This is a genomic window from Streptomyces sp. NPDC001828, from assembly GCF_042892175.1.
GTDB lineage: Bacteria > Actinomycetota > Actinomycetes > Streptomycetales > Streptomycetaceae > Streptomyces.
In genome coordinates, this window is record NZ_JBIATV010000001.1 from 637463 (window position 1) to 663515 (window position 26053).

The window sequence follows — 26053 nt, forward strand, 5'->3', positions numbered from 1 at the left end:
GACGCGGCGGCCCTCACCGAACCAAGGAGAGCGGCGTTGATCGAACGCTATGCGCGGCCCGAGATGGCCGAGCTCTGGACCGACGAGACCAAGTACGCCACCTGGGTCCGGGTGGAGGTACTGGCGACCGTCGCCCAGGTCGAGCTCGGCGTGGTGCCCCCTGAGGCCCTCGAAGTCATCCGGCGCGCCCCCGTTCCGACGGTCGAGCGGATCAGGGAGTGCGAGAGCACGCGCGATCACGAGATCCTCGCCTTCCTCGCCGCGTACACCGAGACGATGCCCTCCGATGCGGCCCGTTGGGTTCACCACGGGATGACCAGTTACGACCTCGTCGACACCTCGCTCGGACACATCCTGGCGCGCAGTTGCGACCTGGTGTTGAACGCGGCGCGTACGCTCGCCGAACTTCTCGCCGAGCGGGCCCTCGAGCACTGGGACACCCCGTGCATCGCCCGCACCCACGGCATCCACGCGGAGCCGACCACCTTCGGACAGAAGCTGGCCGTCCACGCGCACGCCGTACACCGCTGCCTGGGGCAGCTCACGGCGGCCCGGGCCGCCGTCGCGGTGGGCACGCTCTCCGGGCCCGTCGGCACCTACGCGCACATCTCCCCGCTGGTGGAGGAGAGCGTCTGCGGCGAGCTGGGTCTCGGCATCGAACCCATCCCCACCCAGGTGGTCGCCCGCGACCGGCACGCCCAACTGCTGTCCGCGCTCGCCGTGACCGGCGCCGTCGTCGAGCAGTTCGCCCTGGAGATGCGGATGCTGCAACGCACCGAGGTGGGTGAGGTCGACGAGCCGCGCACCAGCGCCTACCAGGGTTCCAGCGCGATGCCCCACAAGCGCAACCCGACGACCAGTGAGCGGCTGTGCGGCCTCGCCCGGCTGCTGCGGGCCAACGCGGGCGCGGCGTACGAGAACATCGCGCTCTGGCACGAGCGCGACCTCGCCCACTCCTCCGTCGAGCGGGTCATCCTGCCGGACAGTCTGACGGTCGCGCACTACCAACTCACTTCCGCAGCAGAGTTGTTGAAGGGCCTGCGGGTCTTCCCCGAGCGCATGGCGCGCAACATTGACACCACCCTCGGCCTCGTCTACAGCTCCGAGATATATCTCGACCTGGTGTCCGAGGGGGCGGACCGCGAGGAGGCCTACCGGCTGGTGCAGTCGGCCGCCACCGAGGCCTGGTCGTCCGGCACCGGGCTCGCCGAGAGCCTCCAAACCCGGGGCGTGACGGTCCGGGAAGGACAGCTCGACCCCCAGCGGTTCCTCGGCAACCGCGCGCACCTGAAGTCCCGACTGGAAGAACTGAGCAAGGAGTTGCAGCACCATGTGGACATGTGAGCAGGTCGTCGGCGCGAGCCTCGACGTCGGGGAAGTCCTCGCCCTGTACCGGGCCTCCACCCTCGCCGAGCGCCGCCCCGTCGCCGACGTCGAGCGGTTCACCAAGATGCTGGCCGGCGCCGACCTGGTCGTCACCGCCCGCCTCGACGGCCGGCTCATCGGCATCGCCCGCTCGCTGACGGACGGCTCCTACGTCACGTACCTCAGTGACATCGCCGTCGACGTGGCTTACCAACGAAAGGGCGTGGGACGGGACTTGATCCGGGCCACCCAGGAGGCGGCGCCGCGCGCCAAGCTGGTACTGCTCTCCGCCCCCGCCGCCGTCGACTACTACCCACACATCGGGTTCAAGCGCCACGAATCGGCCTGGACCCTCGACGCGCTCGGCTGAGTCCCCAGGGCTGCCCGTGCCGCGTGCCCCCACTGCCGCATCGAATTGACGTAGGTGACCACCATGCTTCTCAAGACACCCGGGTTCGACGCCCTGGTCAAAGCGGCGGCGGAGCGCGCCCGCACCTGCGGGCTCGCGGCCGACGCCATCCGGATCGCGACCACCCTGGATGGCAAGGTGCCCGAGGACGTCGGCCGGGCGGCACTGGGGCTTCGCGAGCGCCTGTACGTGGAACTCGCCGAATCCCAGGCCGCCGGCTTCGACCCGGCGGCCGACTCCGGCGGGGACGTCCTGCTCCTGACGCACACGGGCAAGCTCAAGGTCCGCCCCGAGGGCAGCCGCCCCGCCGAACAGGACTACGCCCTCGGCGCGGTGAAGTGGTCCCACCGGCCCCGCTCCCTCGACCGGGCGTGGAGCACGGCGGGGGAGGTGCAGCGGCTCCAGTTCGAGGAGATCGCCCGCTGGCTCGCGGCCCGGGGCGCCGACGATGTCCGGGCCCGCATCGACGCGCTCGACCACGCCCTGGTGCACATGGCGCCGGTCCTGCTGTACGTGGGCGACGAGCAGGTCTACAGCAACCTCGGCAGGTTCGCGAACCTGCCGGGGCGCTCCCTGTCGCCCGGGGCGCCGGGCTCCCTGCTCACCACGCTCAAGGAGACACCGGTCGCGCGGTGGCCCGCCGAGCACGCCGCCTTCGTGGTGTGCCTGCACGCCCTCATATCCTCCGGATCCCCGGTCAGGGCCGAGGAGTTCAACGGAATCCAGCTGGCCCCGGACCAGCTGATCACCTTTCTGGAAGAGCGCATCGAGTCCTACGGGCGGGAGGTCCCCGATCTGCGCGCCCGCTCCACGGGCGACCGCCTCGACCGCCTGGCCGAGGTCTGCGCGCGGGGCCGGGCGGAACTGCTGAGTGCCGGAACCGTCTTCTACCGGACCATCAACGGCGTCACCCTGCACAAGCGCGAGCAGATCATGCGGGATCCGGTCACCACGGCCGAGCTGCCCCCGCAGATCACGGAGCTCCTCGGCGACACCGCCGGGCGGCCCCTGGCACCGGACGCCTCCGTGGACGAGGCGCGCCGGCTCGTGGAAACCGCCGTCGAGCGGCTCGCCGACGCCACCGCGCCAACCGGGTTCACGAGCGGGTACGAGGCCTTCCTGCACCGGTTCTTCGCCACCGTGGCCGACGCGATGCACTGCGACGTGGTCATGGGCCGTGGCCCCAAGTCCGTCGCCGCGCTGCACAGTGAGGTGCCGGCTGCCGACCGGGGCAGCCTGGCGACGCGTGACTTCTACTGCTGTGTGGCGCCCAGCGCTTCCTTCGCGGGCCGCTTCGCCACCGACGGGGACGGCCTCGCCCGCGTCCTGTCCGCCTACAGCGCGCGGATGCGCTACAACACCTGGCACTATCTGCCGCACAGCATGTCCTGGACCGAGGAGATACCGGGCCGGGACGACTGGTTCTTCGCGCCGATGATGCCCGACATCACCAACTGGTCGGACCAGCACCACACCGGCCACGTCGCCTTCGGCGTCCGCCACGCGCTGCGCATCCCGCTGGGCATCGTCCTGGAGGGCCGCTACCGCCCGGGCATCCACGACCTGCGCCTGATGCGGACCTCCGGCGCCGAGTACGAGCTGGCGGACCTGCGGGCCGCGATCGCCGTCGGCAACGTCCAGGCGATGGTCCACCAGGCCGCCGCCGAGCGGCAGTTGGAGATCCGCGACTTCGACAACGTCTGGTACCGGGACTTCCATGGAGCCTGAGATCCAGCACGCGAGCATCGACGGGATCCGCTCCCGCTACCGCGACGGCAGCCTGCTCCCGTCGCGGTACGTGGCCCAGACGCTGGACCTCCTCGACCGCTGGGAGCCGCGCATCGGCGCCTTCCTCACTGTCGCCCGGGACCGCGCCCTGGCCGAGGCCGCGAACGCGGACCGGCTGATCGAGACGCGGGGATCCGCCGCCTGGCGGGAGCGGCCGCTCCTCGGGATGCCCGTCTCGGTCAAGGACCTCACGGCCACGGAGGGCATCCGCACCACCCGGGGCTCCCTCCTCCACCACGACACCGTGCCCGACCGGGACGCGCCCGCGGTGGCGCGCCTGCGGGCGGCCGGCGCCATCGTCATCGGCAAGACCAACACCACCGAGGGCGGCTGGAGCGCGGCCGGAAGCAACCGGCTCCAGGGCCCCACCCGCAACCCGTGGGACCTCGCGCTCACCTCCGGCGGGTCCAGCGCGGGCGCCGCCGCGTCGATCGCCGCGGGCATCGGGGTGGCGGCGACCGGCACCGACGGCGCGGGGTCCATCCGGATCCCCGCCGCGTTCTGCGGAGTCGTCGGGTTCAAGCCCACCCGTGGCCGCGTCCCGTACGTGCCGCACAGCCCGGAGGGCCTCTCGCACCTGGGGCCGCTCACCCGGACCGTCGCCGACGCGGCCCTGATGACGGAGGTGATGTCCGGGTACGACCCGCGCGACCCCCTGTCGTTCGGGGTGCCCTCGGAGCCCCTGGTCCGGGATCTGGCCGAGGTCGCGGACCGGCTGCCGCCGCTGCGGATCGGCTGGATCACCTCGCTCGGGGAACCGGCTCCGGCGCCCGCCGAGGCCCGCCGCGTGCGGCAGGCCGTGGCGGCCCTGGAGGCCCGGGGCCACCTGGTCGAGGAGATCGCGGCGCCCTTCGAGGACCCGTACCCCGCTCTGGAGACGATCCTGGCCGCATGGGAGGCGGCCGCCCACGGGCCCGGCCTCGACCGGGTCGCCGCGCTGCTCGACCCGGGGCGCCTCCGCGTGATCGAGTACGGACTCGGGCTCGGCGCCGCCGAGTTGGCGACGGCGTACGAGCGGCGCAGCCTGCTCCGCACCCAGGCCCTCACCCTGATGGAACGGTACGACCTGCTCGCCATGCCCACCGTCGCGGTGCCCCCCTTCGCCGCCGGACTCCACGAACCGGCCGTACGCGTCGACAAGGGAAGGCTCTCCTGGCTGGCCTGGGCGCCCGAGGCCTATGTCTTCAACCTGACCGGCCAGCCGGCCGTGACCGTTCCGGCAGGCCTGAGCGACACCGGTCTGCCCCTCGGTCTCCAACTGGTGGGCGCGCTCGGGGCGGACCTGCGCGTGCTCGCCGCCGCCCACCAATTCGAACAGACCCATCCCTGGCACCACTGGTACGCCGAGCTCGCGAAGCGATGCCAGGAGGAGGACGCACGATGACGAGGACCAGAGCCGAATCCCAGCACAGCGAGCGCCGTTACGCGCGCTTCGCCACCGGCAGCGTGGGTTTCGTGGAACGGCACGGGCTGTGGGACGACGCCCAGCGCGAGGCCGCAGCCCAGCTGGAAGAGCGCCTGGACGGGCTGGAGTTCGTACGGGTCGGCTTCGGAGACCCGCACGGCCTGATGCGTTCCAAGACGCTGACCGTCGACGCCTTCCGCGTCGCCCTGCGCAACGGTCTCGACATGAGCCCGGGGCCGTTCGTCTTCGACACCGGGCACGCCGTGGGCGTCGACTTCTTCGCGCCCGACGGCGGCATCGGGATCCCCGAACTGACCGGCGCCGGTGACTTCCTGGTCGTCCCCGACCCGCTCACGTTCCGCGAGCTGCCCTACACCGAGGCGCCCACCGGCTGGGTCGTCGCGGACGAGTACCTGCGCGACGGCAGCCCGCACCCGCTGTCCAGCCGCGCCGTCCTGCGCCGCGCCTGCGGGCGGGCCGCGCGGCGGGGCCTGGCGTTCGTGGTGGGCCTCGAAGTGGAGTGGTACCTGACCCGGCTGACCGGCACGGCCGACGCCGCCTCGGTCGGCGGCTTCGGCATCCAGGGCGAGCCGCCCACGGTCCAACCGGTCAACGGGGGCTACCAGTTCAACCTCGACACGCTCACCGACGGCCTGATGCCGGTGATCGCTCCGCTGGCGCGCGCCCTGCGCGATCTCGGCCTGCCGCTGCGCACCGTCGAGCACGAATCGGGCCCCGGCCAGCTGGAGTTCACCTTCAGCCCGATGAACGGCCTGGACGCGGGCGACGCCATGCTGTTGCTGCGCACCGTCATCAAGCAGATGTGCGCACGGCTCGGGTACCACGCCAGCTTCATGGCCCTCCCCGGTCTCTCCGGATTCGACGCCAGCGGCTGGCATCTGCACCAGTCGCTCTTCGACGTCGCGGCCGACCGGAACGCCTTCGTCGCGACGGACGGCACCGCCCCGCTGTCGGACATCGGACTCGGCTATGTCGCCGGGCTCCTGGAGCACGCCGCCGACACCACTCTGCTCGCCGTCCCGACCGTCAACGGCTACCGGCGGATCAGAGGACAGTTCTCGCTCGCCCCCGACCGGGTCGTGTGGAGCAGGGAGAACCGAGGGGCCCTGGTACGGGTGCTCGGCGGGCCCGGTGAGGAGTCCACCCACATCGAGAACCGCCTGGGCGAGCCCTGCGCCAACCCCTATCTGTATCTGGCCGCCCAGCTCGGCGCCGGACTCGACGGTGTCGAGCGCGGGCTCCGTCCCGGCAGCGAGGCCGCCGACCCGCACGGCGAGTCGGCCGCCGCGCTGCCCGGGGACCTGCCCGCGGCGACCGCCCGCCTGGAGAACAGCGCGCTCTGCCTGGACCTCCTGGGCAAGCACCTGCGGGACTGTCTGGTCCAGCTCAAGCGCAGCGAAGCCACCCGCTTCCAGGACTGGCTGGCGACGGCCGGGCCCGGCACGCCGGGCGCGGTCACCGCGTGGGAGCACCGTGAGTACTTCGGCGCCTACTGATCACCGGCGCCCGGCAGGCGGCGGCCCCTGGCGGACCCCGGAAGAGGACTGAACTGTGATCATCGCGATGGACGGGCCCGACGGAGCCGGCAAGAGCAGCCAGGTCAAACGGCTCGCGAGCTGGGCGGCCGGCCAGGGCCTCTCCTTCCGGGTGGTGGGCAAGTGGCAGGTCTTCGAGGAGGCCGAAGTGCCCCAGGCCCGCTTCCTGCGCGGCACCGGCGTGGACGAACTGCGCGTGTGCATCGCCGAAATGCCCAACCCGGCAAGGATGTTGTACCTGGGCTGGCTCAACACCCTCGCGGCGGAACGTGCCAGGGCCGCCGAGGAGGACCTGGTCGTCCTCGACGGCTACTGGGTCAAGCACGCCGCCGCCGAATTGCTGGCGGGCTGCCACAAGGGTCTGGTGGACGCCGTCGTGGACGCCACAGCGCCCGTGGACCTGGTCGTCTTCTTCGACGTGACACCCCAGGAGGCGCTGCGGCGCAAGAGGGAGAGGACCACGCCTTACGAGTGCGGACGCGACCCCGAGTGCCGCCCCGAGCGGTTCCTCTCCCACCAGGGCGCGGTCCGCGACATCATGCTGGAGTGGGTGGCCGAGCGCGGCTGGGACGTCATCCGTGCCAACACCGCCGACGCCGCGCATCACCAGCTGCGCAAGCTGCTCACCCCGCGCCTCGAAGCGGCCGCGGCCACCCGCGCGACGGCCCCGTGATGGCACGCCGCCCCACCACGGTGCGCAGGAGCCTGTCGGCGGCTCTGTTCGTCCGCTTCCTGGGGGCCGGCGTGTGGGCGCCGCTCCAAGTCCTGTTCTTCGTACGGTCGGTGGGCCTGTCCACGAGCCACGTCGTCCTCGGCCTGACGGCTGCCGGGCTCGCCGGGCTCGCCGCCGGGCCGGTCGTCGGACGCCTGGCCGACCGGTTCGGGCCGCGCGAGGTCGGCATCGCGGGCCTGGTGGCCCAGGCGGCCGCGGCCGCCGCCCTGATGACGGTCCGCGGGATGGGCGGCTTCCTCGTCGTCATCACGCTCGTCGCGCTCGGGCGCGGCGCCTTCCCCGCGATCAGCGGCGCCCTGGTGGCCCATGTCGGCGGCGACGACAAGGTCACCTTCCGGGCCCGGATCTACTCCCTGCAGAACCTGGCCATGGTCATCGGCTCGCTGCTCGGCGGCCTGGTGCTGCAGGCGGACACCCGGCTCGCCTACACCATCGCGATCGGCGCCGACGTGGTCTCCTACCTCGCCGCCGCCCTGCTGGTCGCCCGGCTGCCCCATCTGCCTCCCGTGCCGAGGCAGCACGGCAGTGGCCATCGCTACGCCCTGACGGACCGGCCGTTCCTCGCCGTCAGCCTCCTGTCGGGCGTGCTCGTGATGTTCGACGTGTTCCTCACGGTCCTGATGCCGGTGTGGATCGCCGAGCACACCGACGCGCCCCGCTGGACGGTGTCCCTGATCTTCGCCCTGAGCTGCGCCCTCGTGGTGCTGTGCCAGACCCGGGTGGCCAAAGGCGTGGACACACCGCGCGACGGCGCCCGGACCATGCGGCGCAGCGGGCCGGTCATCGCGGCGGCGATGCTCCTCGTCTTCGCCGCCGCCCAGGTGCCCACATACGTGGCGATGGCCCTGCTCCTGGCCGGCGCGGCCGTGTTGACCCTCGGCGAAATGCTGTTCACGGCGGGCGAGTACGCCCTGTCGTTCGGGCTCGCGCCCGACCACGCGCAGGGGGAGTACCAGGGGGCGTTCGCGGTGGGCGTGGGCATCGGCGGGGCCGTCGCGCCGACCGTCCTGAACGCGCTGTGCCTGGTGGCCGGTCCGCCCGGCTGGTTCGCGCTCGCGGCACTCATGGTCACGGCGGGCGCCCTGGTCCCGCCGGTGGCCGCAGTCGCCGAGCGCAGCCGGGCGTCCCGTACGCCCGTCACCGTCACCGGAACCACGACCTGAACAGCCGCCGGGAATGAGCCGGTTGGGCCCCGGGGGCGTCAGCCTCGCTCGGCCACCAGGCGGGTGACGGGCGACTCGACGCCCGGATCGATCGCGGCGAACGTCTCGCGGCGCTCCTTCTCCGCGGCCCGCACCCGGTCGAGCGTCGGCCCGGACCACGGCGCGTCGAGGACCAGGGCCCACAGCGGCTTGAGGTGGCCGCCCCGAGCCACCTTGGCGTCCAGCGCGTCGCAGCTCATGTCGAGGCGGCGGTAGCCGTGCTCGGCGGCGTACCGGACGGCCTGGTAGTAGGTCAGGTTGAAGTAGACCGAGGCGGCCCGGGCCATCGAGTCGTCCACGCCGTGCGAGCGGCCGTACATGACGTCGCCGCAGAAGAAGAACTGGGTGAAGCCCACCATCCGGTCCCCCTGATAGGCGGCCAGAATGCGGCAGTTGTCGTCGAACAGGGGGACCTGCGCGGTGAACCGCTCGCGCTCGCCCTCGTCCGTGACCTCGTGTCCGTAGCGGCGCAGCACCTGCGCGGACAACGGGCCGAGCTGCTCGTGGCACTCCGAAAGCAGCCGCACCTCGGCCCGGCAGCCCGCCTCCTCGAAGCGGCGGATCTCCTTGCGGACCGCGGCGAAGCGGCGTGAGCTGAGCCGCTCGCGATAGCCCTCCATGCCGGTGGCGTCGACCGGGATGATCGCGGTGGCGTCGATCAGGACGAGGCGGTCCCGGGGCGCGAGCACCGCAAGCAGCTGCTCCACCGACTCGTCGGTGACGTACAGCAGGACCGCGAGGCCCCCGGCCGCGTCCCGCCGCTCGCGCAGGCGCTCAAGGAGCGCGCGCAGCGCCGTCCGGGCCAGGGGCGCGGGGGTGCCGGGCGCCACCAGGGCCTCGCTGGTGTAGCCGAGCCGGGTGCCGCCGAGCAGCAGCGGCCGGCTCTCGGTGGTGGGCTCGGCGGCGCCGGGAAAGAGCACGGCGGGGTCGTAGAAGTGCGGCACCTTCGCGGTGAAGCGGTGGACGGGCAGCGCCGCGAGGCGTCCCGCGCCCGACTCCGCGACCAGGTGGCCGGGGGTCGAGTCCCGCAGCTCTTCGCCGTAGCGCAGCCAGGTGTGGCTCGAATACAGCGAGGCGTCGGCGGCCAGGGCGTCCCAGGCGGCGGGCGCCACGTCGTTCACCGAGGCGAGCTCACTGATGCGTATGTCCTCGCCCCGCGCCCGTTCCGTCACCGAAAACCTCCCTGTTCGCCTGCCGTTCCACCCTCACGTTAGGCGGCGATCACCGCTCGGTGTGATCGAGCACCCGAAATCCGGACACCCCGTGGTCGATGCGCAGATAGGAGAGGCGGGCGCGGGTGGCACCGCGGCGCGCGAACATCTCGGCGACCGTCGTGCTCAGCGCATCCGCGTCGGCCCCGGGATCCGCGTCCAGGAGGTCGGAGACGGCGGTCTGCACCAGGTCCGAGCCGGGGCCGACCGCCATCTCGTCGGTCAGGGAGACCACGAGGGCGCAGCCGTGCGCCTCGGCCCAGTCGGCCAGCTCCTTCGCCATGAGCAGCTCGTCGCCCGCCTGGAAGAGGAGCGCGGTGAGATGGGCGGTGCCGTGCGGCGCCAGATGGCGGGGGAGGCCCGCGAGGACCCGGCGGCCGACGCTGAACCCGTCCTCGCCGCCCTGTTCCGCGGCCTCCTCGCCGGGCGCCGTGAGCGTCGGCAGGAAGGGGATGTTGGCGACGACGCGGTCGTATTCGCGGTCGTCGGGGGCCAGCGGCGTGTACAGGTCGCCGGTCAGCACCTCGGTCCGGTCCGCGACGCCGTTGAGCTCGGCGTTGAGAGCGGCCACCCGCGCCACATCGCCCAGCAGCTCCACCAGGGTTGCCCGGGCGTGGAGTTGGGCCGCTATCAGGCCCTGGAAGCCCGGGCCGGCGCACAGGTCGAGGACGCGGGAGCCCGGCCGGTAGGAGATCCGCCGGGCCAGCGTGAGCGAGTCCGGGCCGAAGTAGTGGCGCACCTGGAAGACGCTGGGCGGTTCCGCGAAGAGCCACACGCCCTGGGCGCGGAAGAGGCTCACGTCGAGCAACTGGGCCTCGTTGTCCCGCTGGAGCGCGACGCCGTACTCCTGGAGCCGGGGCAGCGCGGCCGCCACCGCCGGTGGCAGCGCGTCCACCTGGGCGGGCCTGCCGAGCAGGAGGAAGCCCGCGGCCGTGCGCAACGGGCCGTCGAGGAGGTCCACTTGCCGCGCCCAGGCGGTGAGGTCCACGGAGTCGGCGGAGAAGCCGGCCAGGAACTCGGCCAGGCCCAGCGTCTCCAGTTCGGCGACGAGCGGCGGGAGGATCGCGGTCACCGGGCCTTCCCGGCCCGCACCTGCGGCAGGCCGGTCCAGGTGTCTGGCCGCGATCGGCCGGCATCGAGCGCGACGCGATCGGCGATCAGGGCTTTTGTCATGGCGTTCTCCCGGTCGGTGCGCGGGCTGGTGCCCGGGTGCGGAGCGTCGTCCCCGGCCATGGCCATCACGCCAAGTCCCCACGGGAGCGGGCGACTTCACCCTTGAACCGTGCGGTGACCTCGGCATTGGTGTGGGCCGATGTGACCCGCGGCGGGGTGGCGCCGCCCTTGGCGATGAACACGGCGATCAGGTGCGGGCCGGGAAGGTCCGCCACCTTCGCCAGGTGAGCGTCGATCTCCGCCTCGGTCCGGCAGGTCTCGCCCGTGCGATAGCCCGCGGCGAGCGCCAGATCGGCCCACCGCATGGAGGAGCCCCGGGTCCGCTGGCCGCCCGTGGAGTCGTAGGAACCGTTGTCGAGCACGATGTGGGTGAGGTTCTCCGGGCGCCGCTCGCCGACCAGCGCGAGCCCGCCGAGGTGCATCACCGCGGCCCCGTCCCCGTCGATGACCGCGACCCGCTCCTCGGGACGGTTGAGGGCGGTGCCGAGACCCAGGCCGATGGCGTGTCCCATGGAACCCTGCATATAGAAGTTCCGGCCGCTGTCGCGCACCCCGAAGAGCTCGCGGCTGATCATGCCGGTGGTGCTGTAGACAAGGGCGTCGTCCAGGTGGCGCGCCAGCGCGGTCACCGCGGTCCGCCGGTCGAGCAGGGCCTCGGACGGCTCGGCCGGCACGTCGCACGTGCCGACGGTCTTCGCCGGTACGAGCACGACGAACTGCCGTTGGTGGGCGCGCTCTTCCTCCGCCCGGGCGAGCAGCGCCGTCAGGCTCTGTTCGGTGGGCTCCAGGATGCCGTGGGCGACCCCGATGGATTCGAGCACGCCGATGGTCGCGGCGCCCATCGCCGCGTGGTGCGGCTCGTCGTCCTCGGCGTTCGGCCAGCCCCGCAGGCTCACGAAGAGCAGCAGCGGTATCTCGTACGCCATGCTCAGCGAGGTGAGCGGGTCGAGGAGGTTGCCGAGGCCCGAATTCTGCGCCAGGACCGCGGACTTGACGCCGCTGAGCTCCGAACCGGCCGCCATGGAGAGGGCGATGCCCTCGTTGGGGGCGGGCACGTAGCTGCCGCGCCGTTCCAGCAGGGCGAAGGGGCCCTTGAGGAAGGAGCAGGGCACACCGCTGAAGAAGCCGTAGCCGTGCCGGTCCAGCTCCGCGCAGAAGAACTCGGCGCTGATCATGCGCTCCACTCCTCCCAGCGCGAGACCCGGGTCAGGCCGAACAGCTCCTTCATCGAGGTGATGGAGCCCTCGACTCCCGCCGTTCCCCCGTGCAGTTGGATCTCGCCCAGCACGTCACGCATCGCCGAGACCGAGGCCCGCAGGGTGTGGTTGGCGTAGATGACCATGGAGACGCCGGCTGCCTGGGCCTCCTTGAGGTCCCAGTGCGGATAGGTCGTCGGCACCACGACGATCGGGGTGCGCGCCCGCCAGGCTTGGAGGAACTCCACGATCTCGGCGGGCGTGGACTGCTTGGAGTGGATGAGGATGGCGTCCGCGCCGGCGTCGGCGTACAGGTGGGCGCGGCGCAGGGCCTCGTCGAGGCCACGGCCCGCGATGAGCGCCTCGACCCGGGCGACCACCGTGAAGTCCGCGCTGCGCCGGGCCCGTACGCCCGCCTCGACGCGTCCGGCGAACTCCTCGGCCGCCTCCAGGTCCTGGCCGCCGCGCAGAAAGCTGTTCCGCTTGGGGAAGAGCTTGTCCTCGAAGCAGACGCCCGCGATGTCGGCGGCCTCGAACTGCTGGACCGTACGCACCACGTTGATCTTGCCGCCGAAGCCGGTGTCGCAGTCGGCGAGCAGCGGCAGGCCGGTCGCCTGGTTGGCGTGCGAGGAGGCTTCGAGGAGCTCGGCCATGGTGAGCAGGCCGAGGTCCGGCAGGCCGCGCGATGCGGAGATCTCGAAGCTCGACGCCCACAGGCCGTCGAAGCCCGCCTCCTCGATGAGCAGGGCGGTGAGCGCGTCGCGGCACCCGACGAGCCGGGCTGTCTCGGGCCGCTCCAGAAGCTCACGGAACAGGGCTGCCTTGGTCACTGTGTCCCCGCCCTCTGCGCGAAGTGCGTGTGGTTGGTGCCCTCCACCACGGCCGCCGGCGTCTGGAACACGCAGTGCCAGTGGAAGGATCCGGGCTTGGAGTGCTCGGCGTCCAGGGCGCTGATCAGCTGGAACCCGTCGTGCAGGCGCAGCAGGTCGGCCGCGTCCACGTACATGTGCGGATGCACCTTGTCGTCCGTGGCACCCGGCTGGCAGAAGGTGTTGGGGCTCACCTCGTCGCCCTTGCCGTACTCCCCGTTGCGCTTGGAGAGCATCGTGCACTGGTAGACGCCGCCCGGCCGCAGCACCCGGCGGACCTCGGCGAGGGTCTTGGCCAGGGTCGACTCGTCGCCGTGGTAGACCACGTTGAAGGCGAGCACGTAGTCGAAACTGGCGTCCGCGTAAGGGAGTTCGGTGAAGTCGCCGACGTCGAGGCTCACCTGGAGGGAACGCTCGGCGCTGTCGACGCCGGCCGCTTCGACGGCGGTCGGCGCCCGGTCGATGCCGGTGCTGGCGAAACCCTCCTCCGCGAAGAAGAGCGCGTGCCGGCCGATTCCGCAGCCGAGGTCGAGCGCGTCCTTGGCGCCCAGCGCGCGCAGCCGGGTGGCCTCTTCCACGACCCAGGGGTGGGGGCGGGACCAGTCGGCGCGACCGCTGTCAGTGCGCCAGACCTCGTCCCAGTAGAGATGGGCTGTCATGCGTGACCTCGTTCGTCATTGCTTGCGTACATCCAGGTCCGGATGCCGGGTCCGATGGGGGAGGGGTGCGGTCAGCCGGCGGCCGCGACCGGTTGCGGTACGAGCTCCAGGAGGCCGGCCTCCAGGGATTCGTCGAGCAGCGGCCGCATCTCCTGGAGGCCGCAGCCGACGGAGGCCACCACCTCCGCGAGGGTGCGCCGGCCGTCCAGACCGCGCAGCAGCCGCAGCCAGTCCAGGTGGGTGACCTGGTCGATGACGAAGCGCAGGCTGCCGTCGACGACGACGTAGGACGTGTTCGTCTCCTCGGCGTCGTCCAGGACCAGGACGCCTTCGGAGCGCCGCAGCACGGACTCCTCGCCGATCTCGGTGCGCGAGAAGAGGCCGAGCACCTCGGGGCCCTCGAAGTCCGTCACCCGCAGCTCGTAGGGGGCGGGGCCCGACGAGGGGCGGCTGGCGGGCAGTTCGACCGTCATCTGGTCGAGCAGGCCCAGGTTGACCACGCGCATGAGCAGCTCGACATGTCCCGAGGTCTGGTCGTGCTCCAGGCGGCGCAGGGCGCGGCGCATGTTCGTGCCGTCGAGGTACTGCGCGGCCCTCGGGGACGACAGGGCCTCCTCGATGAGTTCGTCGTGGTTGTTCGCGAGCATCCTGGTGAAGGCGCGGTGGGTGTGGCGCACCCCTTCGCCCTCGTAGAAGGCGAGCTTGGGCCGGCCGATGACCTCGGCGGGCAGGATGTCCTTCACGGCGTCCCGGATGATCTGCTTGTCCCAGAACAGCCGCTTGCGGTAGGCGCGCGGCACGGTCGCGAGCAGCTCGATGATGCGGTGGTCCAGGAACGGCACGCGGGCCTCGACGCCGTTGGCGGACGCGGTGCGGTCCTCGACCCAGAAGTTGTACTGCTGCATGTCGCGGAACTTCCAGGCCAGGTACGACCCGTACGGGTCGTCGACCGCGCCCGGCAGATAGGCGTCGACCGCGCGGTCGCTGAGCAGCGGCAGATCGGTCCCCTCCCACCACACCGAGACGGGGGACTGGGAGCCGAGGGCCTTGCGGCGGGCGAGCGTGCGCAGGTTGTTGGTGAAGTCGTCCCATCCGCCGCCGCCGGCCAGGCTGACGCTGTATCCGCCGCTGAACTCGTCGGCACCCGAGCCGAGGAGGATCGCCTTGAGGCCGGGGCGCTCGGCGCGGGCGAAGCGGTACATCTCGCTCTTGTAGAACTGCTCGGGCCCGCACTGCGGCGACTCCATGAGCCAGAGCAGCCGCTTCCACTCGTCGGAGGAGGGGATCCGGTCGGCGCCGAAGGCCACCTGGTGGTTGGGCAGCCCGAGGAGCGTCGCGGTCTGCTGCGCGTACTCGGCGTCCTTGTTGACGACGGTGCTGCCGGTCAGGGCGGAGAAGGTGTGCAGACCGGTGTGGGCGGACAGCGCGGAGATGGCCGCCGAGTCGAGGCCGCCGCTCAGGAAGACGCCGATCTCGGCGTCGGCGACCAGGCACTCGCGTACGGACGAGGCGAGCAGTTCGGCCATGCTCTGGACGAAGAAGCTCTCGGGGAGGTGGTCCGCCTCGGCGGGAGTGGGCAGCTCCCAGTAGCGGTGCACCCGGGTCGCGCCGTCCCGCAGGCTGATGTTGACGATCGCGCCCGAGGGAACGTGGTCGACCTCCTTGAACCAGGTCACCGGGTCTTCGTCGGTCATCACGGGCGCGGCGTTGAGCCCCTGGTCGGCGAGCGCGCGCGTCCAGTCGAGCTCGCGGGGGCACTCGGGGTGCTGGAACAGCGCCTTGATCTCGGATCCGAAGAGGACCCTGCCGGGCGTCCGGTTGATGAACAGCGGCTTGATGCCGAGGCGGTCACGGGCGAGCAGCAGACGCTGCTCGCGCAGGTCGATGACCGCGATGCCGAACATTCCCCGTACGTCGTCGAGGAAGTCGAGGCCCTTCTCCAGGTACAGGTGGAGCAGCACTTCGCAGTCGGACTCGCTCCGGAATTTCGCCCGTCCCGCAAGACTCTTGGTGAGTTCCTTGTAGTTGTAGATCTCGCCGTTCGCGGCGAGTATGACGTTCCCGTCCTCGCTGACGAAGGGCTGGCGGCCGCCCTCGGGGTCGATCAGGGCGAGGCGCGTGAACGACATGCAGGCCTGTGGCGTGTGGTGGAACTGCATGTCGTCGGGGCCACGGGGGCGCAGGGCACGGGCCATGTCGCGCAGAATCCGGTCGGCCGACTCCGCCAGACCACTTCCATCTGTATGGGCGAATCCAGCAATTCCGCACATGTGGCTTCCGACTCCCGTGTGAATTTCTGTGTATGGAGTGGACATGCCACGCCCCTCGATGAGAGGCGTGGCATGTGGGTCACTACTAGCGAACGGTAGCGACGATGGTGCCCTGCGCGACCGGCTTGGCCTCGGGCTTGGTGTAAACCTTCATGTCATTCACCTCCGTGCGATGTGTTCGGCTCTTACTGCTGAAGAGCATGCAAGGAGCTGGTTGCGCGGTGGTGGCGCGGTGGTGGCGCGCTGGTGTTTTCCCCCGAGTCCCCCAACTGCCGCTCCCGCGCTGTATAGATGGGTGATCCCGACGCGGCACGACAGGAGGACAACCCGTGGGCGAGGAGATCGAACGACGCTTCCTGGTCGCCGGTGCGGTGCCCGAGGAGAGCACGCTCAAGGCCGAACGCATCGAGCAGGGGTATCTGCCCCTGGACGTGGACGGCGCCGAGGTACGTGTCCGGCGCCGTGGCGGCCAGGTCCTGATGACGGTGAAGGGCGGTACCGGCCTGGTCAGGACGGAGTGCGAGGAGCCGATTCCGCCGGCACTCTTCGACGCCCTGTGGCCCCTGACCGATGCGGCGCGCATCGCCAAGGAGCGGCGCACGGTCGCCCTGGAGGGCGGTGAGACCGCCGAGGTGGACGACTTCGAGGGGCGGCTCGCCGGACTGGCCATGGTGGAGGTCGAGTTCGACACGGCCGAGGCCGCGCACGCCTTCCGCGCGCCGTCCTGGTTCGGCCGGGAGGTCACGGACGACGCCCGGTATCAGAACCGCTCGCTCGCACGGAGCGGAGGAGTTCCGGACCCATCGGGACCGGAGGGCGGCGCCACCGAAGGCGGCTGAGCGCCGACCCGCCGGCCGAGCGCCGCTCCCGGCCGAGCGCCGCCCCCGGAGTCGTGGCGCGCCTCCGGGGCTGTAGCGCCCCCCAGCGGGCCGGCGAGCGCGCCCGGCTTCCTGCGGGGCGCGCTCAGGACTCGGCGCCCTCCACCCGGTGCAGCACGCCCCGGGCATCCCGCGCGTAGACCCGTGCCCGGTTCTTCGCGATCTTGCGCTCGACCTCCGTCTCCAGGTCGATGCCGTTCATCTCGGCCAGGGCGGTCAAGTACAGGAAGATGTCCGCCAACTCCTCGCCGTAGTCCGGCAGTTGTTTGCGCCAGGCCGTGAACGCCTCGCCCACCTCGGCGGTGAGGAGTCCGAACTCCAGTGGTACGTCAGTGGTGTTGAAGCCCTTCTCCTGTTTGTTCTCCCAGGCGAGTCGCTGGGCTGAGCGGATGTCCACGAGGCCTCCGGCGTACGGCTTTGAGTGTGCAGCCGGACCCTACAACGGCCCCGCGCGATGCCGGGCGCCACGAGCCCTTCCGCCGGCCAGGGCGCCGGGGGCCGATGGGGCAGGTGGGAAAAACGGGAGAAACGGGGAAGCGGACAAGAGGCAGGAGTCACGGAGCCGCCCCGGCGGCAGTACGGAGGAAGTCAGCGTGCGCATCGATCTATCCGGGCGGACGGCCCTGGTGACCGGATCCACCCAGGGCATCGGCGCGGCCATCGCGTCCGGCCTCGCGGCGGCCGGAGCGCGGGTCGCGGTGAACGGACGCAGTGAGAAGTCGGTGGGCGAGGCGCTCGACCGCCTCGGCGGGGACGGCGGGGACTTCGTCGCCGCCCCCGGTGACATCGCCACGGACGAGGGCGCCGCGGCCGTCTTCGACGCCGTGCCGCACGCCGACATCCTGGTGAACAACCTCGGCATCTTCGGCGCCAGGCCCGCCCTGGAGATCGACGACGCGGAGTGGCGGAAGTACTTCGAGGTCAACGTCCTGACCGCCGTCCGGATGACCCGCCACTACCTGCCCGGCATGGTCGAGCGCTCCTGGGGCCGGATCCAGAACATCGCCAGCGACTCGGCGGTGGTGGTGCCCGCCGAGATGATCCAGTACGGCATGTCGAAGACGGCCCTGCTCGCCGTCGCGCGGGGCTTCGCGAAGGAGGCCGCGGGCACCGGCGTGACGGTGAACTCGGTCATCGCGGGGCCGACCCACACCGGCGGAGTGGAGGACTTCGTGTACTCGCTCGTGGACCGCGACCTGCCCTGGGAGGAGGCTCAGCGCGCCTTCATGCGCGAGTACCGGCCGCAGTCCCTGATCCAGCGGCTCATCGAGCCCGAGGAGATCGCGCACATGGTCGTCTACCTCAGCTCGCCCTTCGCCTCGGCCACCACGGGCGGCGCGCTGCGGGTGGACGGCGGCTACGTCGACTCGATCCTGCCGTAGGCGCGGACGCGGCGGCCGGAGCGGGCCGGGACCTTCGTTCCCCCGGATGACCCAACGGCCGCGAAACTCTCCGTGCCTCCCCGGGCGGCTGCCGGGAAGGCACGGAGAGTACGGGCGTCACAGCCGCCCGGGCCGGGGTCAGCCGCGCCGGCCCGAGACCAGGCGGTAGAGGAAGAGCACGATCACCGAGCCCACGATCGCGGTGATCCAGGTCGACAGGTGGAAGAAGCCCTTCACCCCGTCGACTCCGAAGACGAGCTGGCCGAGCCAGCCGCCGAGCAGACCGCCCACGATGCCGATCACCATGGTGACCAGACAGCCGCCGGGGTCCTTGCCCGGGGTCAGCGCCTTGGCGATGGCTCCTGCGATGAGCCCGATGACGATCCAGGCGATGATGCCCATAACGGAAACCCGATTCCTTTCGTTGCGCGACCCGGTGGCGCCGCCGACCGGGTGGTGGCAGCGGGGAGCCGGTCCCCCCGTTCGCCTTCGAGCCGGTACCCCCGGCCCGGGCCCGCGCACGGGACCTACGGCCCTCATGCCGTGACCGAAGGTCCTCGACCGGGCGGCGCCGGCCAGGGCAGACGGCACGGAAAACGTCCCCGGTACCGGATTGGTCGCACATGCCGATGGAAGAAGACGACGCCCGTCGAGACGGCGCCAACCAGGACGGCGCCGGCCGCTCGCCCCGGGAGCCCGGTGCCCCCGAGGGGCAGTACGCCGGTCACGGTGCGCACGCGAGGAAGCGGGGCGCGGGCGGGGCCTGGGCGGACTTCAAGGACTCGCCGTTCCTGCCGGCGGTCGTCCTGGTCTTCATCCTGGCCGCGGCGGCGGGCCTGTTCGCCGGCTCGTACACGTACACCATGGCCAACCCGACGCCGCACCACATTCCCACCGCTCTGGTCGCGCCCGACGGCTCCCCCGAGGCGAAGCAGTTCATCGCCGGGATGGACAAGGCCCTCAACACCTCCCTGGACGTGCGCCCCTACCCGGACGAGCCTGCCGCGCGGCAGGCCATGGAGGAGCAGAGCGTCTTCGCGATCCTCGCCGTCCGGCCGGCCGGCGTGCACATGGACGTGGCGGGCGCGGCCGGGGCATCCGTGGCGCAGGTGCTCGCCCAGGCGGCGCCCCCGGTGGCCAAGGCCGTCGGCGTGCCGGTGACGATCTCCGATGTGAAGCCGTTGCAGAAGGGCGACCCGCGCGGCCTCGCGCTGTTCTACATCTCCCTCGCCGCGGTGGTCCTCGGCTTCGTCGGCTCGATCCAGCTGAGCGTGCACGCCCGGACGCTCAACCCGCTGGAGCGGATCGCGTTCACCGTGGCGTACTCGCTCCTCGGCGGATTCACCATCGCGGCGGTGGTCGACTGGGGACTCGGCGCGGTACGGCTGCCGTTCGTCGAGGCCTGGCTGATCCTCGCGTTCACGATGTTCACGTCCGGGATGGTCTTCACCATGTTCAACACCCTGATCGGACGCTGGGCGATGCTGCCCACCTGGGGGCTCATGGTGCTGCTCGGCAACCCCTCGTCGGGTGGCGCGGTGTCGTGGCCGCTGCTGCCCTCGCTCCTCGGCCATGTGGGGCGCTGGCTGCCGCCGGGAGCGTCCGTGAACGCCCAGCACACGGCGGTGTACTTCGCCGACGCCCAGCACGCCTTCCCGTTCCTGGTGCTGGCCGGCTGGTCCCTGCTGTCCTGCGCGGTGTTCTGGTTCTGGCGCCACCGCCACCCGGGCGGCCGCGACCGCCCGGCCCCGGCGCACGGGGCAGCGCCCGCCGCCTGACGGGCCCCGCTGTCAGTGCCGGGTGCCGGGTGCCGGGATCCGCCGGGTCGCGGTGGGACGGATGGTCCCGACGTCAGGCCCGGTCGTCCGGCTCGGAGACGATCACGCTCACCTGGGTGCCCGCCTCGATCGTGCGGCTCACGGTGCACAGCCGGTCGTGCGAGGTCTTCACGGCGCGGGGCAGGATCGTCCGGGCACGATCGCCTGACGGAACGTCAGGGAAGCTGACGGAGAAGGTGACTTCGAGGTCCGACAGCCGGTTTCCGCCGTCGTCCTCGACCTTGTTGCCCGTGACGGTGACGGAGAACACCGCCGGCTCCGCGTGGCGGCTCGTGGCGACCTCCACGTCGGCGGCGGAACAGCCGCCGATCGCCGCGAGGAACAGCTCGACCGGTGTGAACTCGGTGCCCGCGCCGGTGCCGAAGTCCAGCGTGGCCCCGCGGGCGTTGGTCGCGGTGAACCGGCCGGGGCCGGACCGCTCGATGCTGATGGAGCGCAGTGAATCGTCAGTCATGGCGACGACGGTAACCGCACGCCCGGAGGGGGAGCCGGTGCCCCGCCGGACCGGGCGGGGCCCGCGGCCTCAGGCGGTGCTCGCGTCCGGACCGTAGAGCGCGGCGATGTCCTCGGAGCCGGCCCACCGGCCGCCGGTGGCCGACTGCGGCCAGCCCTTGGGGGAGTCCTGCCACTCCTCCTGGCGGCCGTAGGGGAGCACGTCCATGAGCGCGAAGGTGTGGCTGAGCTGCTCGATGCCACGGCCGGTGGTGTGCCAGGTGCGGTACACGGTGTCGCCGTCGCGCAGGAACACGTTGAGCGCGAAGCCGCCGCCGGGCGGTGCGTCGACGTCCGCGCCGAACGGGCTGTTCGCGGTGGAGTACCAGGTCATCCTGTTGCCGACCCGGCGCTTGTACGCGAGGGCCTCGTGGAGGGGGCCCTGGGTGACGATGACGAACCGGGCGTCGTAGGCGGCCAGGAATTCGAGCCGGGTGAACTGCGAGCTGAACCCCGTGCAGCCGTGGCACTGCCACTTCTCGCCGGGGAACCACATGTGGTTGTAGACGATGAGCTGGCGCTTGTCGCCGAAGATGTCGGCCAGCCGGACGGGCCCCTCCTCCCCTTCGAGGGTGTAGTCGGGCATCTCCACCATCGGCATGGCCCGCCGCTGGGCGGCGACGGCGTCCAGTTGGCGGGTGGCGGCCTTCTCCTGCACGCGCAGCTCGTCGAGCCGGCGCTGCCAGGTCTCGGCGTCGACGACGGGCGGTAGTGCCTGGGCGGTCATGGGTTCCTCCAGGGTTCACGACGGGGGTACGGCTCCGCACAGCTCTCAGGGCGTACGGCCCTGCGGGCATCCAGCTCTTATGTGTGGACCGCGCCCGGCCGTGAATCTCATCGCGGCGGCCGGATTCATCGCTCTGCCGGAGTGCTGGTGAGCGTGCTCGGGGGTGCGCCGGAGGCGGAGTCGTCGGTGAGCAGGTGCGCGAGCAGGAGGCCCGTGGCGCGCTCGCTCAGCGAGCGGGCGGCGTCGATCAGGCGGTGCGACCGCCGGGCGGGGAGGGACAGGGCGACGCAGGAGGTCCGGCCCGGCAGGCCGAGGGAGTAGGCGGCGCAGACCTCACGGCGTGAGTATTCGAGCAGATCGAACTGGGCGGCGTGGGGCCCGTACCCGTCGAGGGAGTCGATGAGGGCCCGGGGGCTGGTGATGGTGCGTTCCGTCAGCGGGATGGAGGGGTGGCGGGCGAGGTGGTCCATGCGGGACTCGAAGTCGAGCTGCGCCAGGAGGCTCTTGCCGACGGCGCTGGCGTGGGCGGCGTCGCGGAAGGCGACCCATTCGTCGACCGGGGGCGCGGTGGGGCTGTACACGGAGGCGAGGACGTGGACGTCCCCGTCGGCGTAGGCACTGATGTAGACGGCGGCGCCGAGCTGGTCGCGCAGGGCGGCGAGTGCCTGGTGGAGCAGCGGGCCGTGCTGTTCGGGGTGGCTGACCATCTTCATCACGGGACCCGGCACATGGACGCCCGCGACGGTCTCGACGAGGTTCTGGGTGCGCAGCCAGTGCAGCAGCCAGGCCGTCGCGGTGATGGTCATGCCGCAGCGCAGGGCCAGGGTGCGGGTGGTGATGCCGTCGGCGGCGCTGATCCGGTGCAGCAGGTCGCGGGCGCGCTGGGCCGCCTGAACCCGGGCGGGGCAGGGGGCCGGCAGGGGCCGGCCGCGGGCGATGTCATTGAGGACCGCCGGGCGCAGGGCGTTCGCCGACCACTCCCGTCCGCCGCCCGATCCGGGAGCGCGGTCGAGGCCGGGCAGTGGCTGAAGGGCGATCGGCGGGCTCTGAGCGCCGGGCCCGCTCCGGGCGTCGGGACCGGAGGCGGGGCCCGGCTGTCCGCCCGCGGGCCGTGGGCCGGGGGGCGCGGGTGCGCCCGGCCCCTGGGCGGGGAGCAGGCGGGGCGGAGGGACGAGGACGAGTCGTGGACGCCGCTCCTGGGACGCGGCGCCCTGCGGTGCGTAGTCCTGCGGTGCGTAGTCCTGCGGTGGTGCGTAGTGCTGCGGTGCGTGGTGCCGCGGTCCGTCGCCCGGCCGGACCGGCGCATCGGCGAGTGCCAGCCGTGCGGTGGTCGCGCCGAGGTCGACTGCGGGCTCGGGCAGCAGGGCGTCGTGGGGGATTCCGAGGCGTTCGCGAGCCTCGTCGAAGAACGACGGGTCCTCCGGCGCCGCCACGGGTTCGCCGCCGGCCGGCCTGCGGTGGCCGGTCGCGGCAAGCAGGCGGCGGGCATCGCCGTGGCCGTGCCGGGCCGCCTCGGCGATCAGGAACAGCGCCTCCTTCTCCCAGTCGTCACCGGCGCGCAGCGCCACCAGGGCCAGCCGGAACAGCGCCCCGGGGTGGCCGGCGGAGGCGGCCTGGCCGAGCCACTGCGCGGCGGTGGTGAGCTCATCGCGCGCCAGGGCCTTCGAGCCCAGCCGGAACAGCGAGTTCGCGCGTTCGCGCGCCGCACGGTCCAGGCCGTACAGGGAGGTGAGCGGACCGAAGTCACCGGCGGGCCGGTCCCAGTGGTCCGGCGGGGTCAACTGGCTTACGAGGTCAAGGAGTTGGGGCGGCAGGTCCGGAGCGGGGCGGCCGCTGCTCTCCTCGTCGGGGCGGCTCACACCGGTCACCTGTCCTTCTTCGGGCATCGTGCCTTCTTCTGGTGTCCGTGCCGGATGAACGTGGCCAAGGACCCACGGAGTTCGATGACGGCGTTGTACCGCTCGCGGTGGACGCGGGCGGCGTGCATGCCGAGCGCGGCCGCGATCTCGATGTCGGTGAGCCCCTGGCTCTGCAGCCACACCACCTGCTGCCGTCCGCTCTGCGGCATCGCGTCGATCGCGGGCAGCACCAGGTCCTCCAGCACGTCCACGTCCTCCCCTGTCTCCCCGCGTGGCGGCGGCACCTTGGTGAGGCCGTCGCTGTCCATCAACTCCAGCCGCCGGTCGGCACGCAGCTGGTCGAGGATGAGGTTGCGGGCGGCCGTCTGGAGGTACGCCATCACGTTCGCCCCGGCGTCGAGGTCGCCGGCCGCCGCCTTCCGCACCACCCGGACGAACGCCTCCTGGGCCGCGTCCTGACAGGCGGCCAGCGACAATTGGCGATTGGACATCCTGCGCAGCATCAACGGCTCCCGGGCCATGAACCCGTCGTAGACGGCCAGCAGCCGCTGTCCGATCCCCGTCGCCTCCACCGCGACCGCCGCCGGTTCACTGGACGCCTCACCGCCTACCACCGGCCGCGCTCTTCCGCCGCCGGATGCGCACCGCCCGCCGCCGGGCCGACGCCGGGCGGCACGAGACGGACCGTGACGGTGACGGCCGAGTGCGTGGCGCCCTCGACGCGCACCACCGTCGCACAGGGCCCGCCGGAACCGTCTCCCGCCGTACGGGGGCCGCGCCGGTTCCGGCCGGCTCGCAACAGAACGGCCAGCGCGTGCACCGCGCTCACGGCTGCCGGAAGGCTCCCGAGCCAGTCCAAGAACGGCGTCATGTGAGTCGGTCTCCATCTACTCCGATACGGAACGCGGGACGCGCCCTGCTTCCCTGACGGTCGGCGCCCCCCGGATCTCCCCCCGGGACCGAATTCCACTGGAACTGGCCCATCGGCCGCCGAACAGGAGCCATGTCGAGGCCGCACCGGGCCCGGTACTGATCGGAACGGGAGCGGCTCGGCGACGCCGCGCGGGAGCCGCTCGGCGACGCCGCCAATCTCCGCGCCGGTCGGCGACGAATCACAGAAGACCGATCTCGTTCCGGGGTGAGGGCAATGACAGACCAGGAGTTCGAGGCTCTGATGGCGCAGGCGAAGGCGGCCGCCCGGCGGATCGGCTTTCCCGCGCCGCCGCCGCCCGAGGACGAGGAGTTCACCCATCGCAGCCAGCACGCCGAGTTCGGTGCCGCGGCACACTGAACGTCCGCACGAGCCGCCCCCGTACGTCCGGAAGCAGAAAGGCAGCCCCGCGTCATGAGCCACGTACAGCACCTGGACGCCGACCCGCCCGTACCTGGCGGTGCCCGGGGGAGGGTCGTGTGGAGGCGGCCGTCCAGGGCCATGACCCGCCGCCGGACACCGTCCGGCGGCGGTGCCGCGCCCGGGGCGGTCGTGCTCGTCCTGCACGGCGGACGCTCGGACGCCCTGACCCCGCCGCCACGGCTCAATCTCCCCGCGGCGCGCATGCGTCCCTTCAGCTCGGAGATCGCCGCGGCGACCCGCGCCGACCGCGTCCTGGTGGGCGAGGTGCGCTATCGCTACCGGGGGTGGAACGGGGCCCGCGGCGACGCGGCCCGGGACGCTCGTGAGGCCCTGGAGGAGGTGCGGCGCACGGTGGGCGACGACGTCCCCGTCGTGCTCGTCGGGCACTCGATGGGCGGGCGGGCCGCGCTGCTCGTCGCCGGCCACCCCCAGGTCCGGGGGGTGGTGGCGCTCGCCCCCTGGTGCCCGCCCGGAGAGCCGGTCGACCACCTCGCCCACAGGCGGGTCGTGGTCCTGCACGACGAGAGCGACCGGGTGACCTCGGCCCACGAGTCATGGGCCTTCCTCGCGCGAGCGCGTCGCGCCGGTGCGACGACCAAGGCCATCAGCATGCCCAGCGGCGGTCACGCCATGGTGCGAGGCGCTCGCGGATGGCACCGCGTCACCGTGGACAACGTGCGGGACCTGCTCGAACTGCCGCCTCCGCCAAGCCGGTTGACACCCCGCCGAGACGAATGACCGGCCGCGTCCCAGCCGGGCCCCGCCCCGGGGCGCTGTACGCGGTCGGTGCCGAGGGACGGGGTCGGCGCCGGCCGGTACGCGGTGCGCGGTGTCGGACGCCGATGGCTCGGGCGCCGAGGGCTCGGCGCGGTCTACCGGCGGGTACCCAAAAAAGTGAACATAACGGGCAATCCGCACGCCTCTGGGCCACGAATCACGGGTATGGCGTGGGCTTCTCTCCGCCCGGTTCCACCGCTCGGGTACGTGGCAGACAGCCGCGGGGAAGCCCGGAGCCCCCGCGTTCCGGGGCCGCTCCCACGTCGTGGCCAAGGAGGAACCATGGACACCAGCCGCATCCGGCGGACAGTGCTCGCGGGCGCTGCCGCCGTCGTACTTCCCGCCTCGCTCATCGCCCTCGCCCCGGCGGCCTTCGCCGACAGCTCTCCGGGCCCCTTCGGGACGGCCTGCGCGGGCGTGCCCAAGGACGGCGCGGGCAGCTTCGCCGGTATGGCCAAGGACCCGGTCGCGACGGCCGCCTCCCACAACCCGGCCCTGTCCACACTGGTCACCGCGGTCCAGAAGGCCGGTCTCGTGGACACCCTGAACAACGCGAAGAACATCACGGTCTTCGCACCCACCAACGACGCCTTCAACAAGATCCCGAAGGCGCAGCTGGACAAGGTGCTCAACGACAAGGCCCAACTGACCAAGATCCTCACCTACCACGTGGTGGGCCAGAAGATCACCCCCGACCAGCTCGCGAAGGGCAGCTTCAAGACCCTTGAGGGGAGCACCCTGAAGACCACGGGTTCGGGCGACTCGTACAAGGTCAACGCCAAGGCGTCCGTCGTCTGCGGCAACGTCCCGACGGCCAATGCCACCGTCTACATCATCGACAGCGTGCTCATGCCCGGCATGCCTGGCATGTCCGGGATGTAGGAGCCGCCGCGCATCGCGGGAAAGCTCC

At 72.0% G+C, this 26053-nt stretch carries 27 protein-coding genes; 13 read left to right on the forward strand and 14 right to left on the reverse strand.

The genetic code is table 11. The features are described from left to right. The first annotated feature begins 36 nt into the window (after nt 1-36). From purB to ACFYZA_RS03000, 7 genes are all read left to right on the forward strand, one after another. Nucleotides 37-1344 (forward strand): adenylosuccinate lyase, encoded by a 1308-nt coding sequence (gene purB / locus ACFYZA_RS02970; protein WP_382584062.1) that lies wholly within the window; start codon nt 37-39, stop codon nt 1342-1344. Next, nucleotides 1331-1735: a GNAT family N-acetyltransferase gene (locus ACFYZA_RS02975; RefSeq protein ID WP_382584059.1), complete on the forward strand. Its 405-nt coding sequence runs from the start codon at nt 1331-1333 to the stop codon at nt 1733-1735. Before purB ends, ACFYZA_RS02975 begins: the two co-directional genes overlap by 14 nt. 63 nt (nt 1736-1798) lie before the next feature. Continuing rightward, nucleotides 1799-3502, forward strand: coding sequence for a hypothetical protein (locus ACFYZA_RS02980; protein ID WP_388486596.1), 1704 nt, complete (start codon nt 1799-1801; stop codon nt 3500-3502). Then, nucleotides 3492-4946, forward strand: coding sequence for an amidase (locus tag ACFYZA_RS02985; RefSeq protein ID WP_388486598.1), 1455 nt, complete (start codon nt 3492-3494; stop codon nt 4944-4946). Before ACFYZA_RS02980 ends, ACFYZA_RS02985 begins: the two co-directional genes overlap by 11 nt. After that, on the forward strand, nt 4943-6484 hold the full coding sequence (locus ACFYZA_RS02990) for a glutamine synthetase family protein (protein ID WP_382584050.1): 1542 nt from the start codon (nt 4943-4945) through the stop codon (nt 6482-6484). The genes ACFYZA_RS02985 and ACFYZA_RS02990 overlap by 4 nt, the downstream gene beginning before the upstream one ends. Before the next feature lie 55 nt (nt 6485-6539). Then, entirely contained in the window at nt 6540-7196 is a 657-nt protein-coding gene (locus tag ACFYZA_RS02995) for a hypothetical protein (RefSeq protein WP_388486601.1), read from the forward strand. After that, complete coding sequence (locus ACFYZA_RS03000; protein ID WP_388486603.1) at nt 7196-8419, forward strand: MFS transporter; 1224 nt, start codon at nt 7196-7198, stop codon at nt 8417-8419. The genes ACFYZA_RS02995 and ACFYZA_RS03000 overlap by 1 nt, the downstream gene beginning before the upstream one ends. Before the next feature lie 38 nt (nt 8420-8457). Here the strand turns inward: ACFYZA_RS03000 and ACFYZA_RS03005 are convergent, their stop codons facing one another. The 7 genes from ACFYZA_RS03005 to asnB form a co-directional block, all read right to left on the reverse strand. Continuing rightward, nucleotides 8458-9630 carry a GNAT family N-acetyltransferase gene (locus ACFYZA_RS03005; RefSeq protein ID WP_388486605.1) on the reverse strand — a complete coding sequence of 391 codons (1173 nt, stop codon included), beginning with the start codon at nt 9628-9630 and terminating at the stop codon, nt 8458-8460. 49 nt (nt 9631-9679) lie between these two features. Further along, nucleotides 9680-10741 carry a methyltransferase gene (locus ACFYZA_RS03010; protein ID WP_388486607.1) on the reverse strand — a complete coding sequence of 354 codons (1062 nt, stop codon included), beginning with the start codon at nt 10739-10741 and terminating at the stop codon, nt 9680-9682. Continuing rightward, a complete protein-coding gene (locus tag ACFYZA_RS03015; protein ID WP_388486609.1) occupies nt 10738-10902 on the reverse strand; it encodes a hypothetical protein in 165 nt (54 codons plus the stop codon). Before ACFYZA_RS03015 ends, ACFYZA_RS03010 begins: the two co-directional genes overlap by 4 nt. 5 nt (nt 10903-10907) lie before the next feature. Continuing rightward, nucleotides 10908-12017 (reverse strand): phosphonopyruvate decarboxylase, encoded by a 1110-nt coding sequence (gene aepY / locus ACFYZA_RS03020; RefSeq protein WP_382584033.1) that lies wholly within the window; start codon nt 12015-12017, stop codon nt 10908-10910. After that, nucleotides 12014-12868, reverse strand: a complete 855-nt coding sequence (locus tag ACFYZA_RS03025; RefSeq protein ID WP_388486612.1) for an isocitrate lyase/phosphoenolpyruvate mutase family protein — start codon at nt 12866-12868, stop codon at nt 12014-12016. Before ACFYZA_RS03025 ends, aepY begins: the two co-directional genes overlap by 4 nt. Continuing rightward, nucleotides 12865-13566 carry a class I SAM-dependent methyltransferase gene (locus ACFYZA_RS03030; protein ID WP_382584027.1) on the reverse strand — a complete coding sequence of 234 codons (702 nt, stop codon included), beginning with the start codon at nt 13564-13566 and terminating at the stop codon, nt 12865-12867. The genes ACFYZA_RS03025 and ACFYZA_RS03030 overlap by 4 nt, the downstream gene beginning before the upstream one ends. A gap of 71 nt (nt 13567-13637) precedes the next feature. After that, nucleotides 13638-15881 carry an asparagine synthase (glutamine-hydrolyzing) gene (asnB, locus tag ACFYZA_RS03035; RefSeq protein WP_388486614.1) on the reverse strand — a complete coding sequence of 748 codons (2244 nt, stop codon included), beginning with the start codon at nt 15879-15881 and terminating at the stop codon, nt 13638-13640. 284 nt (nt 15882-16165) lie between these two features. On the opposite strand from asnB, the gene ACFYZA_RS03040 reads away from it, so the two are divergent. Continuing rightward, nucleotides 16166-16675, forward strand: coding sequence for a CYTH domain-containing protein (locus ACFYZA_RS03040; protein WP_388486616.1), 510 nt, complete (start codon nt 16166-16168; stop codon nt 16673-16675). A gap of 124 nt (nt 16676-16799) precedes the next feature. Here the strand turns inward: ACFYZA_RS03040 and ACFYZA_RS03045 are convergent, their stop codons facing one another. Then, nucleotides 16800-17111, reverse strand: coding sequence for a hypothetical protein (locus ACFYZA_RS03045; RefSeq protein ID WP_388486619.1), 312 nt, complete (start codon nt 17109-17111; stop codon nt 16800-16802). Between the two features lie 196 nt (nt 17112-17307). Between ACFYZA_RS03045 and ACFYZA_RS03050 the strand changes: the two genes are divergently transcribed. Further along, nucleotides 17308-18096 (forward strand): SDR family NAD(P)-dependent oxidoreductase, encoded by a 789-nt coding sequence (locus tag ACFYZA_RS03050; RefSeq protein ID WP_382584015.1) that lies wholly within the window; start codon nt 17308-17310, stop codon nt 18094-18096. 138 nt (nt 18097-18234) lie between these two features. On the opposite strand, the gene ACFYZA_RS03055 is transcribed toward ACFYZA_RS03050, so the two are convergent. Then, entirely contained in the window at nt 18235-18498 is a 264-nt protein-coding gene (locus ACFYZA_RS03055) for a GlsB/YeaQ/YmgE family stress response membrane protein (RefSeq protein ID WP_100573259.1), read from the reverse strand. A 221-nt stretch (nt 18499-18719) separates the two neighbouring features. Here ACFYZA_RS03055 and ACFYZA_RS03060 point away from each other — a divergent pair, with 221 nt between their 5' ends. Further along, on the forward strand, nt 18720-19874 hold the full coding sequence (locus ACFYZA_RS03060) for an ABC transporter permease (protein WP_388486622.1): 1155 nt from the start codon (nt 18720-18722) through the stop codon (nt 19872-19874). A 73-nt stretch (nt 19875-19947) separates the two neighbouring features. Here the strand turns inward: ACFYZA_RS03060 and ACFYZA_RS03065 are convergent, their stop codons facing one another. The 5 genes from ACFYZA_RS03065 to ACFYZA_RS03085 form a co-directional block, all read right to left on the reverse strand. Continuing rightward, on the reverse strand, nt 19948-20388 hold the full coding sequence (locus ACFYZA_RS03065; RefSeq protein WP_388486624.1) for an OsmC family protein: 441 nt from the start codon (nt 20386-20388) through the stop codon (nt 19948-19950). 69 nt (nt 20389-20457) lie between these two features. Beyond that, nucleotides 20458-21153 (reverse strand): DUF899 domain-containing protein, encoded by a 696-nt coding sequence (locus tag ACFYZA_RS03070; protein ID WP_388486626.1) that lies wholly within the window; start codon nt 21151-21153, stop codon nt 20458-20460. Between the two features lie 125 nt (nt 21154-21278). Continuing rightward, the gene (locus tag ACFYZA_RS03075) at nt 21279-23039 is read right to left on the reverse strand and encodes an IclR family transcriptional regulator C-terminal domain-containing protein (protein ID WP_388486628.1); all 1761 of its coding nucleotides are present in this window, start codon (nt 23037-23039) and stop codon (nt 21279-21281) included. Then, complete coding sequence (locus ACFYZA_RS03080; RefSeq protein WP_382584005.1) at nt 23018-23626, reverse strand: RNA polymerase sigma factor; 609 nt, start codon at nt 23624-23626, stop codon at nt 23018-23020. Before ACFYZA_RS03080 ends, ACFYZA_RS03075 begins: the two co-directional genes overlap by 22 nt. Next, on the reverse strand, nt 23620-23883 hold the full coding sequence (locus tag ACFYZA_RS03085; protein WP_382584002.1) for a hypothetical protein: 264 nt from the start codon (nt 23881-23883) through the stop codon (nt 23620-23622). The genes ACFYZA_RS03080 and ACFYZA_RS03085 overlap by 7 nt, the downstream gene beginning before the upstream one ends. A 276-nt stretch (nt 23884-24159) precedes the next feature. On the opposite strand from ACFYZA_RS03085, the gene ACFYZA_RS03090 reads away from it, so the two are divergent. The 3 genes from ACFYZA_RS03090 (at nt 24160) to ACFYZA_RS03100 (ending at nt 26025) form a co-directional block, all read left to right on the forward strand. Beyond that, the gene (locus ACFYZA_RS03090; RefSeq protein WP_382584000.1) at nt 24160-24303 is read left to right on the forward strand and encodes a hypothetical protein; all 144 of its coding nucleotides are present in this window, start codon (nt 24160-24162) and stop codon (nt 24301-24303) included. Between the two features lie 141 nt (nt 24304-24444). Further along, entirely contained in the window at nt 24445-25104 is a 660-nt protein-coding gene (locus ACFYZA_RS03095) for a dienelactone hydrolase family protein (protein ID WP_388486631.1), read from the forward strand. Nucleotides 25105-25425: 321 nt separating this feature from the next. Next, a complete protein-coding gene (locus ACFYZA_RS03100) occupies nt 25426-26025 on the forward strand; it encodes a fasciclin domain-containing protein (protein WP_382583998.1) in 600 nt (199 codons plus the stop codon). The last annotated feature ends 28 nt before the right edge of the window (nt 26026-26053 follow it).

Bases quoted from the DNA above. Each gene is read 5' to 3' on its own strand.
- ACFYZA_RS02975 (WP_382584059.1), top strand. From the start codon at position 1,331: ATGTGGACATGTGAGCAGGTCGTCGGCGCGAGCCTCGACGTCGGGGAA.
- ACFYZA_RS02980 (WP_388486596.1), top strand. From the start codon at position 1,799: ATGCTTCTCAAGACACCCGGGTTCGACGCCCTGGTCAAAGCGGCGGCG.
- ACFYZA_RS02985 (WP_388486598.1), top strand. From the start codon at position 3,492: ATGGAGCCTGAGATCCAGCACGCGAGCATCGACGGGATCCGCTCCCGC.
- ACFYZA_RS02990 (WP_382584050.1), top strand. From the start codon at position 4,943: ATGACGAGGACCAGAGCCGAATCCCAGCACAGCGAGCGCCGTTACGCG.
- ACFYZA_RS03000 (WP_388486603.1), top strand. From the start codon at position 7,196: ATGGCACGCCGCCCCACCACGGTGCGCAGGAGCCTGTCGGCGGCTCTG.
- ACFYZA_RS03015 (WP_388486609.1), bottom strand. From the start codon at position 10,902: ATGGCCGGGGACGACGCTCCGCACCCGGGCACCAGCCCGCGCACCGAC.
- aepY (WP_382584033.1), bottom strand. From the start codon at position 12,017: ATGATCAGCGCCGAGTTCTTCTGCGCGGAGCTGGACCGGCACGGCTAC.
- ACFYZA_RS03030 (WP_382584027.1), bottom strand. From the start codon at position 13,566: ATGACAGCCCATCTCTACTGGGACGAGGTCTGGCGCACTGACAGCGGT.
- asnB (WP_388486614.1), bottom strand. From the start codon at position 15,881: ATGTCCACTCCATACACAGAAATTCACACGGGAGTCGGAAGCCACATG.
- ACFYZA_RS03055 (WP_100573259.1), bottom strand. From the start codon at position 18,498: ATGGGCATCATCGCCTGGATCGTCATCGGGCTCATCGCAGGAGCCATC.
- ACFYZA_RS03060 (WP_388486622.1), top strand. From the start codon at position 18,720: ATGCCGATGGAAGAAGACGACGCCCGTCGAGACGGCGCCAACCAGGAC.
- ACFYZA_RS03065 (WP_388486624.1), bottom strand. From the start codon at position 20,388: ATGACTGACGATTCACTGCGCTCCATCAGCATCGAGCGGTCCGGCCCC.
- ACFYZA_RS03070 (WP_388486626.1), bottom strand. From the start codon at position 21,153: ATGACCGCCCAGGCACTACCGCCCGTCGTCGACGCCGAGACCTGGCAG.
- ACFYZA_RS03075 (WP_388486628.1), bottom strand. From the start codon at position 23,039: ATGCCCGAAGAAGGACAGGTGACCGGTGTGAGCCGCCCCGACGAGGAG.
- ACFYZA_RS03085 (WP_382584002.1), bottom strand. From the start codon at position 23,883: ATGACGCCGTTCTTGGACTGGCTCGGGAGCCTTCCGGCAGCCGTGAGC.
- ACFYZA_RS03090 (WP_382584000.1), top strand. From the start codon at position 24,160: ATGACAGACCAGGAGTTCGAGGCTCTGATGGCGCAGGCGAAGGCGGCC.
- ACFYZA_RS03095 (WP_388486631.1), top strand. From the start codon at position 24,445: ATGACCCGCCGCCGGACACCGTCCGGCGGCGGTGCCGCGCCCGGGGCG.
- ACFYZA_RS03100 (WP_382583998.1), top strand. From the start codon at position 25,426: ATGGACACCAGCCGCATCCGGCGGACAGTGCTCGCGGGCGCTGCCGCC.